This is a genomic window from Methylobacter svalbardensis (genome assembly GCF_037671525.1).
Lineage (GTDB): Bacteria > Pseudomonadota > Gammaproteobacteria > Methylococcales > Methylomonadaceae > Methylobacter_A > Methylobacter_A svalbardensis.
Genome location: NZ_JAWPOH010000018.1, coordinates 60,680 through 74,401, shown reverse-complemented (window position 1 = coordinate 74,401; position 13,722 = coordinate 60,680). Strand labels below are relative to the sequence as shown.

The following is a 13,722-nucleotide window of genomic DNA, read 5'->3' as shown; positions in this document are numbered from 1 at the left end:
AGCTCACATGCTCTCCAATGACTCGACGCGATGTCGGAAAGCCTGTATTTTCACTACGCAAAAAGACGCTTCGTGAAAACACATGCACTATCGCTTCTGGGGACTACTCGACTCCTGTCTCGCAGCGATAGTGTTGTTTTATAAAATCATCTCTATAGAAAACGCAGGAAATCAATACAGTAAATTCTTCATGCCCTTCATGCTCTTCATGATAAAAACAAATGATATCCCCTGAAATTAGCGCCCCTTGGATGTCGCAACAATTGACAACCCTCCCCTTTAAAAATATCCATAAGAAAAAATATGTACGAACAAATTTCACATTCTTTATTGAATGAAATCCTCGATGATTTAAAACCCGAAATCAGAAGACAGGATTTAAGGCATTTTTATACCCGCCTGGGCGCTAATTTTTACGCCATTCATAACCTTTTTCATCATTTGTATGGTCAGCGGGATGATTTTAAAGAACAGATGCTGCGTCTGGTCGAGACCCTTGCCCGGCAATACATTAAACGACCCAGGGCCCTAAAAAATCTCGATATTGTCAGAGAAAACAATCATAACTGGTTTTTGAGTCAACAATTAGTCGGCATGGCTTTATACAGTACCGGCTTTGCCGACAACCTGCGCGGCGTTGCCGAAAAGGCAGCTTACTTTCAAGAACTTGGCATTAATTTTGTGCATATCATGCCGATTCTGCAATGCCCTATCGGCAAAAGCGACGGCGGTTATGCGATCAGTAATTTTCGCGAAGTCGACGACCGGGTCGGCACACGGGAAGACTTGCAATTAGTCGCCGAAGAATTCAGCAAACGCGGAATTTTGCTAGTGCTGGATGTGGTGGTCAATCATACCTCGAATGAGCATGAATGGGCCAAACAGGCGATAGCCGGCAATAAAAAATATCAGGATTATTATTACATTTTCGACAACCGTGAAATTCCCGACATGTTCGAGCAGAGTATGCCGGAAATTTTTCCGGAAACCGCGCCAGGAAATTTCACCTGGAATGCGGACATGGAAAAATGGGTGATGACGGTTTTTAATGACTTTCAATGGGACCTGAATTACAGCAATCCAAGTGTGTTTATCGAAATGCTCGACGTGATTATGTTCTGGATCAATCAGGGAGCCGATGTCATCCGGCTGGATGCGGTCGCCTTTTTATGGAAAAAAATAGGCACCACCTGCCAAAACGAGCGGGAAGCGCATTTGATCCTCCAGCTGATGAAAGATTGCTGCCAGGTGACCGCGCCGGGCGCGCTGTTTATCGCGGAAGCGATTGTAGCTCCGGTAGAAATCATTAAATACTTCGGCGAAGATGCGATTATCGCCAAAGAATGTGAAATCGCGTATAACGCCACGCTAATGGCGCTGTTGTGGGATACCATCGCCACCCGAAACAGCAAATTGCTTTATCAGGGCTTAAAGAGTCTGCCCGACAAACTGGAGCGGGCAACCTGGCTGAATTATGCGCGTTGCCATGATGATATCGGCTTAGGGTTTGATGACAACGATGTGCGCAAAGTCGGCTATGAACCTGCCCCGCACAAGAAATTTTTAGTCGATTATTACACCGGAAATTTTGAGGGTTCCTTGGCAACCGGCGTGCCTTTCATGCGCAATGAGAAGACCGGGGATGCACGCATTGCCGGATCTTTAGCCTCGCTGGTCGGACTCGAAAAAGCCTGTCAATGGGGCGATCAGGATCAAATCAATCTGGCCATCGATAAAATTCTGTTGCTGCACAGCCTGATTTTTTCCTTTGGCGGCATCCCCTTGCTTTACTACGGCGACGAAATCGCAACTTATAATGATTACAGTTATCTGGATCAGGTCGATAAATTCAACGATAGCCGCTGGATTCATCGTCCGACCATCAATTGGGAAAGAGCGGAATTAAGGCATAAACAGGGAACTATCGAATATACCGTGTTTAACGCATTAAAGAAGATGATCGCGATACGCAAAGAAACTTCAGCCTTTGCCGACTTTAACAACCGGTATTTGCTTGATATCGACAATGAACATTTGTTCGGCTTTATCCGTTTCGATCATAGCCGTCCTTCCGAACGGGTCTTAGTGATTTGTAATTTCAGCGACCACCCGCAGCATATCGATTTGCAAACCCTGAGCACGTCGGGATTCAGCATGTATGGGCAGTTAACGGATTTGTATTCCGGCAAAAGTCCGACAAAATTTAAAAATCAATTGGTGCTGCAACCGTATCATTTTTACTGGCTGAGCGAGCATTAAGAGCAGCACAAGACACCGTAGGAGCTGGCCACGCCCGCAACATTTGGGCAGCGATTGCAGAGTTGTAGCCCCTTCATCGCGGGCATGGCCCGCTCCTACAACTTCCCCTCGCTATTTCTCCAAATAAGTATAAGACGTCAATCCGGCAATCAGCTCCCGCTCATAGTCCTGCCGCTGCTGCTCGCTCAGATCGCTGTTAGCCAGTTTTTTCCGGTAGGCGTTTTTCAGCTCTTCGCTGTTGATATGCACATAATCCAGCAGGTCATCGACATGCTCGCCTTCATGCAGGTCATAAAAATGGTAACCCTTATCGTCAAGTTTTATGTTGATCGAATGCGTATCGCCAAACAAATTGTGCATGTCGCCCAATATTTCCTGATAGGCGCCGAGCATAAAAAAGCCGATCAGATACGGCTGCTTGCTGTCAATTTGATGTACCGGCAGGGTTTTTTCAATGTTCTGCCCGTCGATATACTGGTCGATGCGCCCGTCGGAATCGCAGGTTAAATCCTGGATAACGGCACGCCGCGTGGGTTGTTCGTCCAGCCGGTGAATGGGCATGATCGGGAAGATCTGGTCGATACCCCAGATGTCGGGCATCGACTGGAACAGCGAGAAATTGCAAAATACCTTGTCGGCCAGTTTCTCGTTCAGCTCCTTTAATATAGCGGCCTCGCTTTGATTATTAGGGTTCAATTTATCCTGAAGCTGGCGGCACAACAGCGCATAGTTATTCTCAGCTTCGGCCAGTCCGGTCAGGCTCAGCTTGTCCTGAGTAAATCGGGTTCTGGCTTCCGATAAATCGAATTGCGCATCGTGATAATGCTCGACCAGATTGTGCGGTTCCGGCAGGGCTTGCAACTCGGCGTGGTTGGTATAAACGGATTCAATATCGGTCACGTTGGTGATCAACACCGCATGATGAGCGGTCAGCGCACGGCCCGATTCGGTGATGATGTTCGGTTGCGGAATCTGTTTTTCCGCGCAAATATCGGCAAAACTGCGCACGATATTCTGGGCGTATTCATCCAGGCTGTAATTGATCGACGATTCGCGCCGCGAGTGGCTGCCGTCGTAATCCACGCCCAGCCCGCCGCCGGCATCGACGACCTTGATATTGGCGCCCAAACGGTGCAGCTCGACGTAAAACTGCCCGGCTTCTTTCAACGCTATTTTGATGTCATGGATATTGGCGATTTGCGAACCCATATGAAAGTGCATCAGCTTTAACGTATCCAGCAAACCGGTTTGTTTCAGGCGACCGATTAATTGCAGCAGTTCATGGGCATGAAGGCCGAATTTGGATTTCTCGCCGCCGCTGTTTTGCCATTTTCCGGCGCTGATGCTGGACAATCTGACTCTGACGCCCAGTTGCGGCGTAATGTTAAGCCGCGCCGCCTCCTCGATAATCAATTCCAGCTCCAGCGGCTTTTCAATGACCAGATACAGATTCAGCCCCATTTTCAGGCCGATCAGCGCCAGACGGATATAAGCGCGGTCTTTGTAGCCGTTGCAGACCACCACGCCTTTATTGGACAGCGCCATAATCGCCAGCAACTCCGGCTTGCTGCCCGCTTCCAGGCCGATATTGTCGGCCGCCAAAATGCCTTCCATCACCTTGCGCTGCTGATTGACCTTGATCGGATAAACCGGCGTGTAGCTGCCCTGATAATCGTTATTAACGCAGGCTTTTTGGAATGCGCGGGACAACTGAGTCACGCGGTCTTTTAAAATGTCGGTAAAGCGCACCAGCACCGGCAACGATAGCTGTTTGTCGTTTAGCGATTGGGCGATTTCGTATAAATCCAGTTGCACATCCTTTTCGGAACTGGGCTTTACCGAGACATGTCCGTCGGCGTTGATCGAAAAATAGCCTTGCCCCCAGCTGTCTATCGCGTAGGTTTGGGCGGATTGCTGGGTAGTCCAGGCTTTGCTTAGCTTTAAATTCATTGTTTATTTCCTTTCTTATAAATGCCTTGGCTTTTCTGAGACCAAAACTCAGTTAATCCAATTTTCAAGTGCAAGACCTTCCACACATTCGAATTCCCGCGCATTATTGGTTACCATAGTGGCCGACAGACTCAGCGCATGGGCGGCAATCAAGGTGTCCAATGGGTCTATTGGCGTACCTTTGGATTCCAGTTGAACCCGAATATCACCATAACAGGAGGTCGCGTCAGTATCGAAAGGCAGGCATTCGAATTGATACAAAAAGTATTCAAGCTTAATTCGATTCGCTTCTTTCTTGACGCTTTTTGCGATGCCGTATTTCAACTCAGCCAACGTCAGCGAGGAAATAACCACTTGCTCATAAGCCAAGCCATCGATTTTTGCGAGAATATTTTCATAACCGATGCTGCGATTTAATAAATAAATGCAGCTATTGGTATCCAGCATAAAAATCATTCAAAGTCTCGCGAGTCACTTTCGAGAGGTTGATTTCTTTCCAAGGCTACTGTTTCGTCCACGCTGTCCAGCAGGCTTAACAACTGTTTGGCGGAGTGCTTTAAAGGTAATAATAAAATACCTTCACCGACGTGTTTAATCGTGACTTCCGTGCCCTCAAAACGAAATGATTTAGGCAATCTGACCGCTTGGCTTTGGCCGTTCTGAAATAACTTTGCTGTTTGCATGATGGGCTCCCGATGAATATATACTGAGTATAGATTATATGGCATTCAGGATGAACAGGCTAGGAGGCTGCCGGATTACAGCGCATCAAAATTAGTCACGCATTGAAATAACTGAATAAATATTTTCGCGGCAAAAGAAGCCGAGAACTAATATCATTTAAAATCAATAAATCAAGCCATTGCAATATCCAAATCCGACAGTCTCCTAAGCGGGCACGACGTTACTGTTTTTCTCCGTACTCTTCGTGGTTATGGTTTTTTAAACCTGTCTATCGATTTTTTTGTAGATTTACCTGCACTAATGAGTAGTTACTTCACAACTTGGTATCTCTTTGAATATTTTTGTGCTTTTCGTGGATCAAATGAATTTAGAGTTTTTGCGGCTTTAGACTTTGATTCTCACTCAGGCTTCGCCACAATCCAGGCAGAAAAAAACCTCGAATAAACAGACGCCAGGCGACCATGCGAGTGATGCGGACAATGTCCCTCACTGGTCGGAAATGGCTGGGTCTGGCATTTTTGGGATAAGTCGTCTGCACCGGCAGGAAGGCACATAAAAATCTGTGTCGGGCTGCTTCAATGATGATCTCGCTTTCAAAAACGAAGCTCTGGTCACGGCTCAGCTTGAACCGGCAAAGCCGGATAAGTTGCGCTGGATACACCCGAAAACCTGACTGGCTATCTTCAATTGCCTGGCCCGAGGCCCAGGCAATCCAGAAGTTGGCGAAACGGTTGGCGCGATAGCGGGCCTTTGGAATCTCGTCACGATTCCACAGCCGCGAGCCGATCACCAGTCTGTCTGGATGGTTTTCCGCTGCGATCAAAAGCCGTGGAAGATCGGTCGGATCATGCTGACCGTCCCCGTCCATGGTGACTATCCCCTTCGCGCCGAGCTTCAGCGCCGCCTGCATGCCATTCCACAGGCTCGCCGCTTTCCCCAGATTCTCGGGATGGTGCAGCAGCGTCACCGGCAAATCCGCAAGTTTTTCCACCGTGCCGTCCCGGGAACCGTCATCAACCACAATCACCGTACCGAAATGCCGTAAGGCACCCTGTACCACTTCGCGGATGGTGGCGGATTCGTTGTAGGCTGGGATCACCAATATGTATTCGTATCTTCCATTCATCTCATCTCTCCATTCACTTTGAAAAATTATCCGGCAACATGCGAGACCATGCCGGTTACACAGACCCTTAGTTAGCAAGGGCTCTATTCGTCCGACTGCCAGAAATCATAAAAATTGAACCAGTTATAAGGCGCCAGTCGGCAGTAATGTTCCAGACGGTTGGCGTAGCGTTGCATGATGCCATGGACAGCAGCCTGCCTCTGGTGCCGGACGACTTGCGGCGGGTCGGCCAGGTGTTCGAACCATACCTCGTAGCGCCCGTCGCCCCGGTGCAGGCAGCAGAATAAAACCAGGGGCATATCAAGAATTCGAGACAGCAGGACCGGTGCCTCAGGAAACCAGGCCTCCTCGCCGAAGAATTTGCAGCGAATTCGCTTACTGGCATGCACACTGCGATCCCCCATTAGCGCGATGATGCCGCCCTCACGCGCGTGCTCTTCGAGTCCAACCAAGGATCCGACACCGCCCATATAGATAATGTCTTTAAATAGCGACGGATTCAGCTTTTGGTACAGGCCGGTAATACAGGGCGTCCCTTCCCCGTAAACAAGAGCCTTGATAGGGTATTCGCTCTGCAACAACCCCACCGCCCGAATGATCTCGAAGCTACCGAGATGCGCGCCGACCAGCAGACAACCGCGTCCAGACCGGGCGTAATGATCCAACACCTCCAGTCCGTACATGCGAATATCCAATCTCTGACCCTGCCCGGCAAAGATGTATAGCCGATCCAGGAGGGTACAGGCGAAAGTGTGATAATGCTGGAACACCTCGACCCAGCCGCAATCACGGCCTAAAACCCGCCTCAGAAAGTCGCGAGAGGCGGCACGGGTGCGGTACGAGAAGATCACGAAATAGGCTGTGATCGGGTAAAGCAGGAGGCGGGACAACCATCGCCCGACCCGCAGGGCGATCCATTTGATGATGTTCAGCCAGAACAGGTTGCTCCGCTCCGGCAATTCTAGCCAGACCTGTTTCATGAGACTGCGATCCCGATCGGAACGTTTGCGTGACTGTACAACTTATCGGACGCCCACCCCAGTCTCTCTTTCCTTGCCGTCTCGTGAATCGGGAGCAAGGCGCCTAGTGGCCTCTCACTATCGTGCACCACTCGCCGACAATGTTAAGAAAGTTCCTCGCCGAGTGATCTACTGAAATGACCTCTTTGATGTTGCCGTTTTCCTTGGCCGCGCGCACACTGGCATCGCCGCGCGCCAGCAAGCCCAGGATCGATTCCGCACAGGCTTTGCCCTCCTTCAATGAACCCGACGGGGCAGTTTCTCCGGTCGCTATATCCCCCCAGATGACCTCGGTACCCAGAACACCCTTGATCGGCGAATCGACGATCATGCACCCACTGAGGCTGACTACTAGACTCATCACGCCAACAGCCAGGAATGGTTTCATGGTTACTCGCCTCTGCCCTGCGGTTTGGTCGTGAGAGCTTGCCAGTCCGTTCTTCGATAACCGCCCTTTTAGTTCTATTGATGTATCTTTGATTTGTTCCAAAGTCATAGTTGTTCTCCAAAAAATTAGACATTTAATGAGCTTGATCGCCCATTTCTATTGAATGGTTCGCAGACAAAGTCTGGGCTAGTCGCCTTTCTCCCTAGAGGAATTGAAATCCATACTGGCTCCCTGTTTCGAACCCACCATGACCTTTTTTGATGACGCGCCCATCCCTGTTTGTTATTACCACATAATTAACGGATGATACTTTGTACATAAAGACTCGGATCGTTGGATCCGATAAAAAGTAGGGATAGCCTTGGCTTCCAGCGCCTTCAACTTGCTGCTACACACAAACCTGAAGATCTTTTCCGTCTGGCTCGATACCTCTACTCAGGAAATGAATTTAAAGCAGCACATCCCGTCCGTCTGTACGATAGCGCACGTACAGACGAAAGTTTGTCCGTTATATTGTTACTTAATAGCGGCTTCTCACTTAAACCGGGGCAGTTGAGACCCTTGTGGGAGCGCCGCCATCGTCGCGATGATGGCGGCGCCTTTCTAACCCGACATACAGTCGCCCTAGCCGCGTAGGTCTACTGACCGCAACAAATGCGGTCGAGACGCCCGCGATCCCAGATAAAAAAACGACGCCTGGGCTGCACCCAGCATAGTAAAGGTTGTTTTATACCTAAAAAATGCCGAGTTCTACTATAATACCCAGCTGTTTATTGCTTTCTTCAGGAATACATCATGCTAAATCCCTCCCAGTGGTTTACCGAGCAAGTCCCAGAGACTGGATCGGCCTTTTCGTTAAAAATTAAACAAAAGTTGCACGAGGAGCAATCCGAGTTTCAACACCTTGAAATCTATGAAACCGAAACCTTCGGTAACTTGATGGTGATTGACGGCTGTACGATGGTATCGACCCGTGACAACTTTTTTTACCATGAAATGATCAGTCATCCGGCTTTGTTCACTCATCCCGAGCCAAAAAGAGTGTGGATTATCGGCGGCGGCGACTGCGGCACGTTAAGAGAAGTGTTAAAGCATCCCTCGGTAGAACAGGCGGTACAGATTGACATTGACGAGCGGGTAACGCGTTTGGCGGAAATTTATTTCCCCGAGTTGTGCGAATCCAATAACGACCCCAGAGCCGAGTTGAAATTTATCGACGGCATTAAATGGGTGAAAGATGCCGAGCCGAATTCGGTAGATATTATTATCGTTGACAGCACCGACCCGGTTGGCCCGGCTTTAGGTTTATTCAGCGAAGAGTTTTACCGTGACTGTTTTGCCTGTCTGTCGGAAAACGGTATGGTCGTACAGCAAAGCGAGTCGGCGCTGCTACACATGAAGCTGATCGGCGAAATGCGCAATGCGATGAACGCGTCCGGCTTTAACCATTTGCAGACTTTATTCTTTCCGCAATGTTTGTATCCTTCCGGCTGGTGGAGCGCAACGATTGCCGGCAAAGGCGATTTGAGCCAATTCAGGGAACAAGACTGTGCGAACAAGCCGTTCGATACCACTTACTACAACGCCGATATACACAAAGCCGCTTTGGCTCAGCCTGAGTTTTTTAAAAAAGCGTTTAATTTATAAATAGATTTTTTTACCATGAAGGACACGAAGTTATTACCGTGATTTTTCTTCGCATCTTTCGTGTCTTCGTGGTGATATTTTATAGATTATCCGACCAACCCTTAATAAGACGAGATTACCCTAATGTTTGATCCTAAAGCCCTTGATGATATTGCCAGCCGTTTGGCGGGCGCCATACCTCCCGGCTTAAACAGCCTGAAAAACGATCTTGAAAAAAGCTTCCACGCCATTTTGCAGGGCGCATTAGGCAAGCTTGATCTGGTAACCCGAGAAGAGTTTGAAGTGCAAAAGCTGGTATTGGCAAAAACCCGCTCAAAGCTCGAAGACCTGGAAAAACGCGTCGCCGAGATGGAGCCGCACGTGTTAACTAAAGAAGACCTGTCAGCATCAGTTCCCGACTGATTGTGGCACTTTTGCCATCCCTGGCAGTCGTAGGCACTTACAAATTGTCATGTCCTTAGCGGTTATCTACAGTCGCGGACGCTCCGGCATAGATGCGCCTTTAGTGACCGTTGAGGTTCATATTTCCAATGGCCTGCCTGCACTGAATATTGTCGGCTTGCCGGAAACGGCGGTTAAGGAAAGCAAGGATAGGGTTCGCGGCGCGATATTAAACTCCAAGTTTGAGTTTCCGATGCAGCGCATCACCGTCAACCTCGCGCCTGCCGACTTACCCAAAGAAGGCGGGCGTTTCGATCTGGCAATCGCGTTAGGCATTCTGGCTGCATCCGGCCAGATTCCCGGCGCTCATCTGCATCATTACGAATGTGTCGGCGAGTTGTCGCTGGGCGGCGAACTGCGTGCCATCAACGGCGTGTTACCGATTGCGATACAAGCCCGGAATAATCACCGAAAACTGATACTGCCCAAGGAAAATACCGCCGAAGCGGCATTGGTCAAGGATATTGAAATCATCCCTGCCCTGCATCTGCTCGACGTTTGTGCCCACCTGACCGGGCAGCATTTGATTCAGATCGAGTTCCAGCAGGAAGAGCCGCCCATTCCGGTAACCGATGTCGATTTTGCCGATGTTCACGGCCAATATCACGTCAAACGCGCCTTCGAGATTGCCGCTACCGGTGCCCATAACCTGATTATGTTGGGCCCGCCCGGCACCGGAAAATCGATGATTGCCTCGCGCTTGCCGACTATTTTGCCGCAACTGACCGAGCAACAGGCGCAGGAAACCGCCGCGATAGCCTCAATCAGCGATCACGGACTGGATGTCGCCAACTGGCTCAAGCCGCCGTATAGAGCTCCGCACCATACCGCTTCGGCGGCGGCCTTGGTCGGCGGCGGGAGCAATCCCAAGCCCGGCGAAATATCGCTGGCGCATAACGGAACTTTATTTTTGGACGAACTGCCGGAATTCGACCGTAAGGTGTTGGAAGTATTGAGGGAGCCGTTGGAGACAGGACATATCACCATTTCCCGTGCCGCAAGGCAAGTCGATTTTCCGGCACGCTTTCAGCTGATCGCGGCAATGAACCCGTGTCCTTGCGGTTACCTAGGCGATACTTCGGGGCGTTGTCATTGCAGCTCCGAGCAAGTCATGCGCTATCGCGCCAGAGTGTCCGGCCCGTTGCTGGATCGTATCGACATGCACCTGGAAGTGCCCAGAATCTCGCATGAAGTGTTGCGTAAAGGCTCGCCGGATGGCGAAGAAAGCAGCGAGCAAATCAGGGCGCGCGTGGTTGCGGCGCGCAATCTTGCCATGGCGCGTAGCGGCAAAGCCAACTCGGCGTTGTCAGCCAAGGAAGTTAAACAGCTGTGCGTATTGTCCGAACAAAGTCATCAGATTTTAGAGCAGGCCATGGACAAATTCGGCCTGTCGCATCGGGCTTATCACCGGATTTTGAAACTGGCGCGCACCATTGCCGATCTTGCCCAGTCGGAAAATATAGAAACCGCGCATTTAAGCGAGGCGATCAGTTATCGCAAGCTGGATCGTAAAGTTTAAGGCGCTTTGCTGTGTAGAATGTATATATTACGCGGGTTCCCAATCTCCAGATTGGGAACCCAGAATGCGAAGCTCCAGCTTCGCGAGACAGGAAGCTAGAGCTTCCAAAACCGAATCCCCAAGCTGGAGCTTGGGAACTAGCTGAAGCATTAAATGTCCAAACTAAACCCCCAACAACAAGCCGCTGTTAAAGCGATTGATCATCCCTTACTGGTGCTGGCCGGAGCGGGTAGCGGCAAGACCCGGGTAATTACCGAAAAAATCGCTTACCTGGTCAAGCAAGGTCTGCCTGCACGGCATATCGCGGCGGTAACTTTCACCAACAAAGCCGCGCGGGAAATGAAAAACCGGGTGTCCAAACTGCTGGATAACAATCAACAACGCGGCCTGCGGGTATCCACCTTCCATTCCCTGGGATTGGACATATTGCGGGCGGAATCGAAAACGCTGGGCTATAAATCAGGCCTGACCCTGTTTGACGAACAAGACAAGCATACGCTGCTGCGCAACTTGATCAGCCACGGCGCTAAGGATTGCGACATCGATAACATTGACAGCTATGCCCGGCAAATCGGCCAATGGAAAAACGCCTTTGTCACCCCGGAACAATCTATAACCCTGGCGGCTGCCACCGAATACCCGGCGGCCAATCTGTACATCGACTACACCCGCAGCTTAAAAGCCTACAATGCGGTCGATTTCGACGACCTGATTCTGTTGCCGGTGCTGCTGTTTCAACAACACCCGGCCATTCTGGAAAAGTGGCAAAACAAGATCCGCTATCTGCTGGTCGATGAATACCAGGACACCAATATCACCCAATACCAGCTGGTGCGCCTGATTGCCGGTAACCTGGGCCGGTTTACCGTGGTCGGCGACGACGACCAGTCCATTTATGCCTGGCGCGGCGCGCAGCCGGAGAATCTGGCGCAACTGCAAAAAGACTACGCCCGCCTGCAAGTCATCAAGCTGGAGCAGAATTACCGCTCCACCGGACGCATCCTAAAAGTCGCCAACCAGCTGATCGCCAACAACCCCCATGCCTTTGAAAAGCGGCTGTGGAGCGAACTGGGTTATGGCGATGCGCTGCGGGTTTTAAGCCATAAAGACGAGCTGACTGAAGCCCAACAGATCGTTTCCGAGATCATCCATCATAAATTCAAGACCGGCGGCAATTATCAGGACTATGCGATTTTATATCGCGGCAATCATCAGTCCCGATTGTTCGAAAAAGGTTTAAGGGAAAACAACATCCCCTATTTCATCAGCGGCAGCACCTCGTTTTTCGCCTACTCGGAAATCAAGGACATCCTCGGCTACCTGCGCCTGTTTGTTAATCAGGACGACGATGCGGCGTTTTTGCGCGTAATCAACACCCCCAAACGGGAAATCGGCCCGACCACGCTGGAAAAACTCGGCTCCTATGCCAACGAGCGGCATATCAGCCTGTTTGCCGCCTGCACCGAGTTCGGCTTGAGCCAAAAGCTGTCTGAAAAAGCCATGCAGCGGCTGGCAAAATTCCGCGACTGGACGCTCGATACCGCAGACCGTATTGATCGTGGCGATACCTTTGCCGTGATCGAGCAATTCATCGATCAGATCGGTTATTCGCAATATTTGCAGGAAGAAAGCAAAACCAAGGAAGCCGCAGACCGCAAGCTAAAAAATGTCTACGAACTGGTTGAATGGCTAAAGCGCATAGCCGATAAGGAAACCGACGGTCAAAAACCGCTGGCGGAAATCGTCGCCAAAATCATGCTGATGGACATCATGGAGCGCAATCAGGAAGACGAGGCCAGCGACCAGGTCAGCCTGATGACGCTGCATGCCGCCAAGGGCCTGGAGTTTCCGCATGTATTTTTGATCGGCATCGAAGAAAACATCCTGCCTCACCAAAACAGCATCGAAACCGACAACATAGAAGAAGAGCGCCGACTGGCCTACGTCGGCATCACCCGCGCCCAGCGCACCTGCACGTTCAGCTACTGCACGCATCGCAAACGTTACGGCGAAATCGCCGAATGCGAGCCCAGCCGCTTTTTAAGCGAATTGCCCGAAGACGATCTGGAATGGGTCAACAAAAAACAGCTGGCCCCGGAAGTCATCAAGGAACGCGGCAAAGCCAGTCTGGCGCACTTGAAAACAATGTTGTCGTAATTGCCGCGATGATCGGTTAGAATACGCCTCATGCGCCCGTAGCTCAGCTGGATAGAGTACAGCCCTCCGAAGGCTGTGGTCAGAGGTTCGAATCCCCTCGGGCGCACCACTCCACTTCACCTCCCAATCTGTGCCACACACTTAAAATCACTTAACGTCCAATTAAAGATTGTGACCTTAGCCCTCATCTGGCTTTTTACACTCTCTTAGCCACCGGTAACGTTAAACATTTTGATCGTGTTATGGGTTTGGAATTAGTGGTAGATGACTTATCCTAAACAAAAACGACGAAGCTCAAGAATATTAGATGAGTGACCGTTTTCTTGGCACCTGCCGTCCAGTCTCTGTGATCACTAAATCAATGTATTCGCCTTTCTGTTCAGGTCCGTAACTGACGTGAATCGGCCGATTTTCGTCATAAAAATACAGCAGGTCAAACGGGGTGTTTTCTGCAAGCCAGTCGGCGACTTCGCGCATGTTTTCATCGTCGACGATGAAAATGCACAAAAAAAGCTGGATGCTGATTTACATC

General features: G+C 50.2%; 12 protein-coding genes and 1 tRNA gene. 6 read left to right on the top strand and 7 right to left on the bottom strand.

Features of this window, described 5'->3' with window-relative positions; translation table 11 throughout:
• Positions 1 to 303: 303 nt before the first annotated feature.
• The gene (locus RW114_RS09290) at positions 304 to 2,259 is read left to right on the top strand and encodes an alpha-amylase family glycosyl hydrolase (protein WP_340122471.1); all 1,956 of its coding nucleotides are present in this window, start codon (positions 304 to 306) and stop codon (positions 2,257 to 2,259) included.
• Between the two features lie 111 nt (positions 2,260 to 2,370).
• Here RW114_RS09290 and speA read toward each other — a convergent pair whose 3' ends face one another.
• The 6 genes from speA to RW114_RS09260 form a co-directional block, all read right to left on the bottom strand.
• Positions 2,371 to 4,209, bottom strand: coding sequence for a biosynthetic arginine decarboxylase (gene speA / locus RW114_RS09285; RefSeq protein WP_340122470.1), 1,839 nt, complete (start codon positions 4,207 to 4,209; stop codon positions 2,371 to 2,373).
• Positions 4,210 to 4,257: 48 nt separating this feature from the next.
• Positions 4,258 to 4,665 carry a type II toxin-antitoxin system tRNA(fMet)-specific endonuclease VapC gene (gene vapC / locus RW114_RS09280; RefSeq protein WP_340122469.1) on the bottom strand — a complete coding sequence of 136 codons (408 nt, stop codon included), beginning with the start codon at positions 4,663 to 4,665 and terminating at the stop codon, positions 4,258 to 4,260.
• Positions 4,662 to 4,892, bottom strand: a complete 231-nt coding sequence (locus RW114_RS09275) for an antitoxin (protein WP_104430387.1) — start codon at positions 4,890 to 4,892, stop codon at positions 4,662 to 4,664. The genes vapC and RW114_RS09275 overlap by 4 nt, the downstream gene beginning before the upstream one ends.
• A 368-nt stretch (positions 4,893 to 5,260) precedes the next feature.
• Positions 5,261 to 6,019, bottom strand: a complete 759-nt coding sequence (locus RW114_RS09270) for a glycosyltransferase family 2 protein (protein WP_340122468.1) — start codon at positions 6,017 to 6,019, stop codon at positions 5,261 to 5,263.
• An 83-nt stretch (positions 6,020 to 6,102) separates the two neighbouring features.
• Positions 6,103 to 6,999: an LpxL/LpxP family acyltransferase gene (locus tag RW114_RS09265; protein ID WP_340122467.1), complete on the bottom strand. Its 897-nt coding sequence runs from the start codon at positions 6,997 to 6,999 to the stop codon at positions 6,103 to 6,105.
• 103 nt (positions 7,000 to 7,102) lie between these two features.
• On the bottom strand, positions 7,103 to 7,534 hold the full coding sequence (locus tag RW114_RS09260; RefSeq protein ID WP_340122466.1) for a TRL-like family protein: 432 nt from the start codon (positions 7,532 to 7,534) through the stop codon (positions 7,103 to 7,105).
• 687 nt (positions 7,535 to 8,221) lie between these two features.
• Here RW114_RS09260 and speE point away from each other — a divergent pair.
• The 5 genes from speE (at position 8,222) to RW114_RS09235 (ending at position 13,299) form a co-directional block, all read left to right on the top strand.
• Positions 8,222 to 9,073, top strand: a complete 852-nt coding sequence (gene speE / locus RW114_RS09255) for a polyamine aminopropyltransferase (protein WP_340122465.1) — start codon at positions 8,222 to 8,224, stop codon at positions 9,071 to 9,073.
• Positions 9,074 to 9,196: 123 nt separating this feature from the next.
• Positions 9,197 to 9,475 (top strand): accessory factor UbiK family protein, encoded by a 279-nt coding sequence (locus tag RW114_RS09250; protein WP_340122464.1) that lies wholly within the window; start codon positions 9,197 to 9,199, stop codon positions 9,473 to 9,475.
• 49 nt (positions 9,476 to 9,524) lie between these two features.
• Positions 9,525 to 11,033, top strand: a complete 1,509-nt coding sequence (locus RW114_RS09245; RefSeq protein ID WP_340122463.1) for a YifB family Mg chelatase-like AAA ATPase — start codon at positions 9,525 to 9,527, stop codon at positions 11,031 to 11,033.
• Between the two features lie 153 nt (positions 11,034 to 11,186).
• Positions 11,187 to 13,190: a DNA helicase Rep gene (gene rep / locus RW114_RS09240; RefSeq protein ID WP_340122462.1), complete on the top strand. Its 2,004-nt coding sequence runs from the start codon at positions 11,187 to 11,189 to the stop codon at positions 13,188 to 13,190.
• A 32-nt stretch (positions 13,191 to 13,222) separates the two neighbouring features.
• Positions 13,223 to 13,299 (top strand) — tRNA-Arg (locus tag RW114_RS09235).
• Between the two features lie 194 nt (positions 13,300 to 13,493).
• On the opposite strand, the gene RW114_RS09230 is transcribed toward RW114_RS09235, so the two are convergent.
• Positions 13,494 to 13,667: a hypothetical protein gene (locus RW114_RS09230; protein ID WP_340122461.1), complete on the bottom strand. Its 174-nt coding sequence runs from the start codon at positions 13,665 to 13,667 to the stop codon at positions 13,494 to 13,496.
• Positions 13,668 to 13,722: the final 55 nt, after the last annotated feature.

Excerpts from the sequence above, each read along its gene's own strand:
- RW114_RS09290 (WP_340122471.1), top strand. The coding sequence starts at position 304 with ATGTACGAACAAATTTCACATTCTTTATTGAATGAAATCCTCGATGAT.
- speA (WP_340122470.1), bottom strand. The coding sequence starts at position 4,209 with ATGAATTTAAAGCTAAGCAAAGCCTGGACTACCCAGCAATCCGCCCAA.
- vapC (WP_340122469.1), bottom strand. The coding sequence starts at position 4,665 with ATGATTTTTATGCTGGATACCAATAGCTGCATTTATTTATTAAATCGC.
- RW114_RS09275 (WP_104430387.1), bottom strand. The coding sequence starts at position 4,892 with ATGCAAACAGCAAAGTTATTTCAGAACGGCCAAAGCCAAGCGGTCAGA.
- RW114_RS09270 (WP_340122468.1), bottom strand. The coding sequence starts at position 6,019 with ATGAATGGAAGATACGAATACATATTGGTGATCCCAGCCTACAACGAA.
- RW114_RS09265 (WP_340122467.1), bottom strand. The coding sequence starts at position 6,999 with ATGAAACAGGTCTGGCTAGAATTGCCGGAGCGGAGCAACCTGTTCTGG.
- RW114_RS09260 (WP_340122466.1), bottom strand. The coding sequence starts at position 7,534 with ATGACTTTGGAACAAATCAAAGATACATCAATAGAACTAAAAGGGCGG.
- speE (WP_340122465.1), top strand. The coding sequence starts at position 8,222 with ATGCTAAATCCCTCCCAGTGGTTTACCGAGCAAGTCCCAGAGACTGGA.
- RW114_RS09250 (WP_340122464.1), top strand. The coding sequence starts at position 9,197 with ATGTTTGATCCTAAAGCCCTTGATGATATTGCCAGCCGTTTGGCGGGC.
- RW114_RS09245 (WP_340122463.1), top strand. The coding sequence starts at position 9,525 with ATGTCCTTAGCGGTTATCTACAGTCGCGGACGCTCCGGCATAGATGCG.
- rep (WP_340122462.1), top strand. The coding sequence starts at position 11,187 with ATGTCCAAACTAAACCCCCAACAACAAGCCGCTGTTAAAGCGATTGAT.
- RW114_RS09230 (WP_340122461.1), bottom strand. The coding sequence starts at position 13,667 with ATGCGCGAAGTCGCCGACTGGCTTGCAGAAAACACCCCGTTTGACCTG.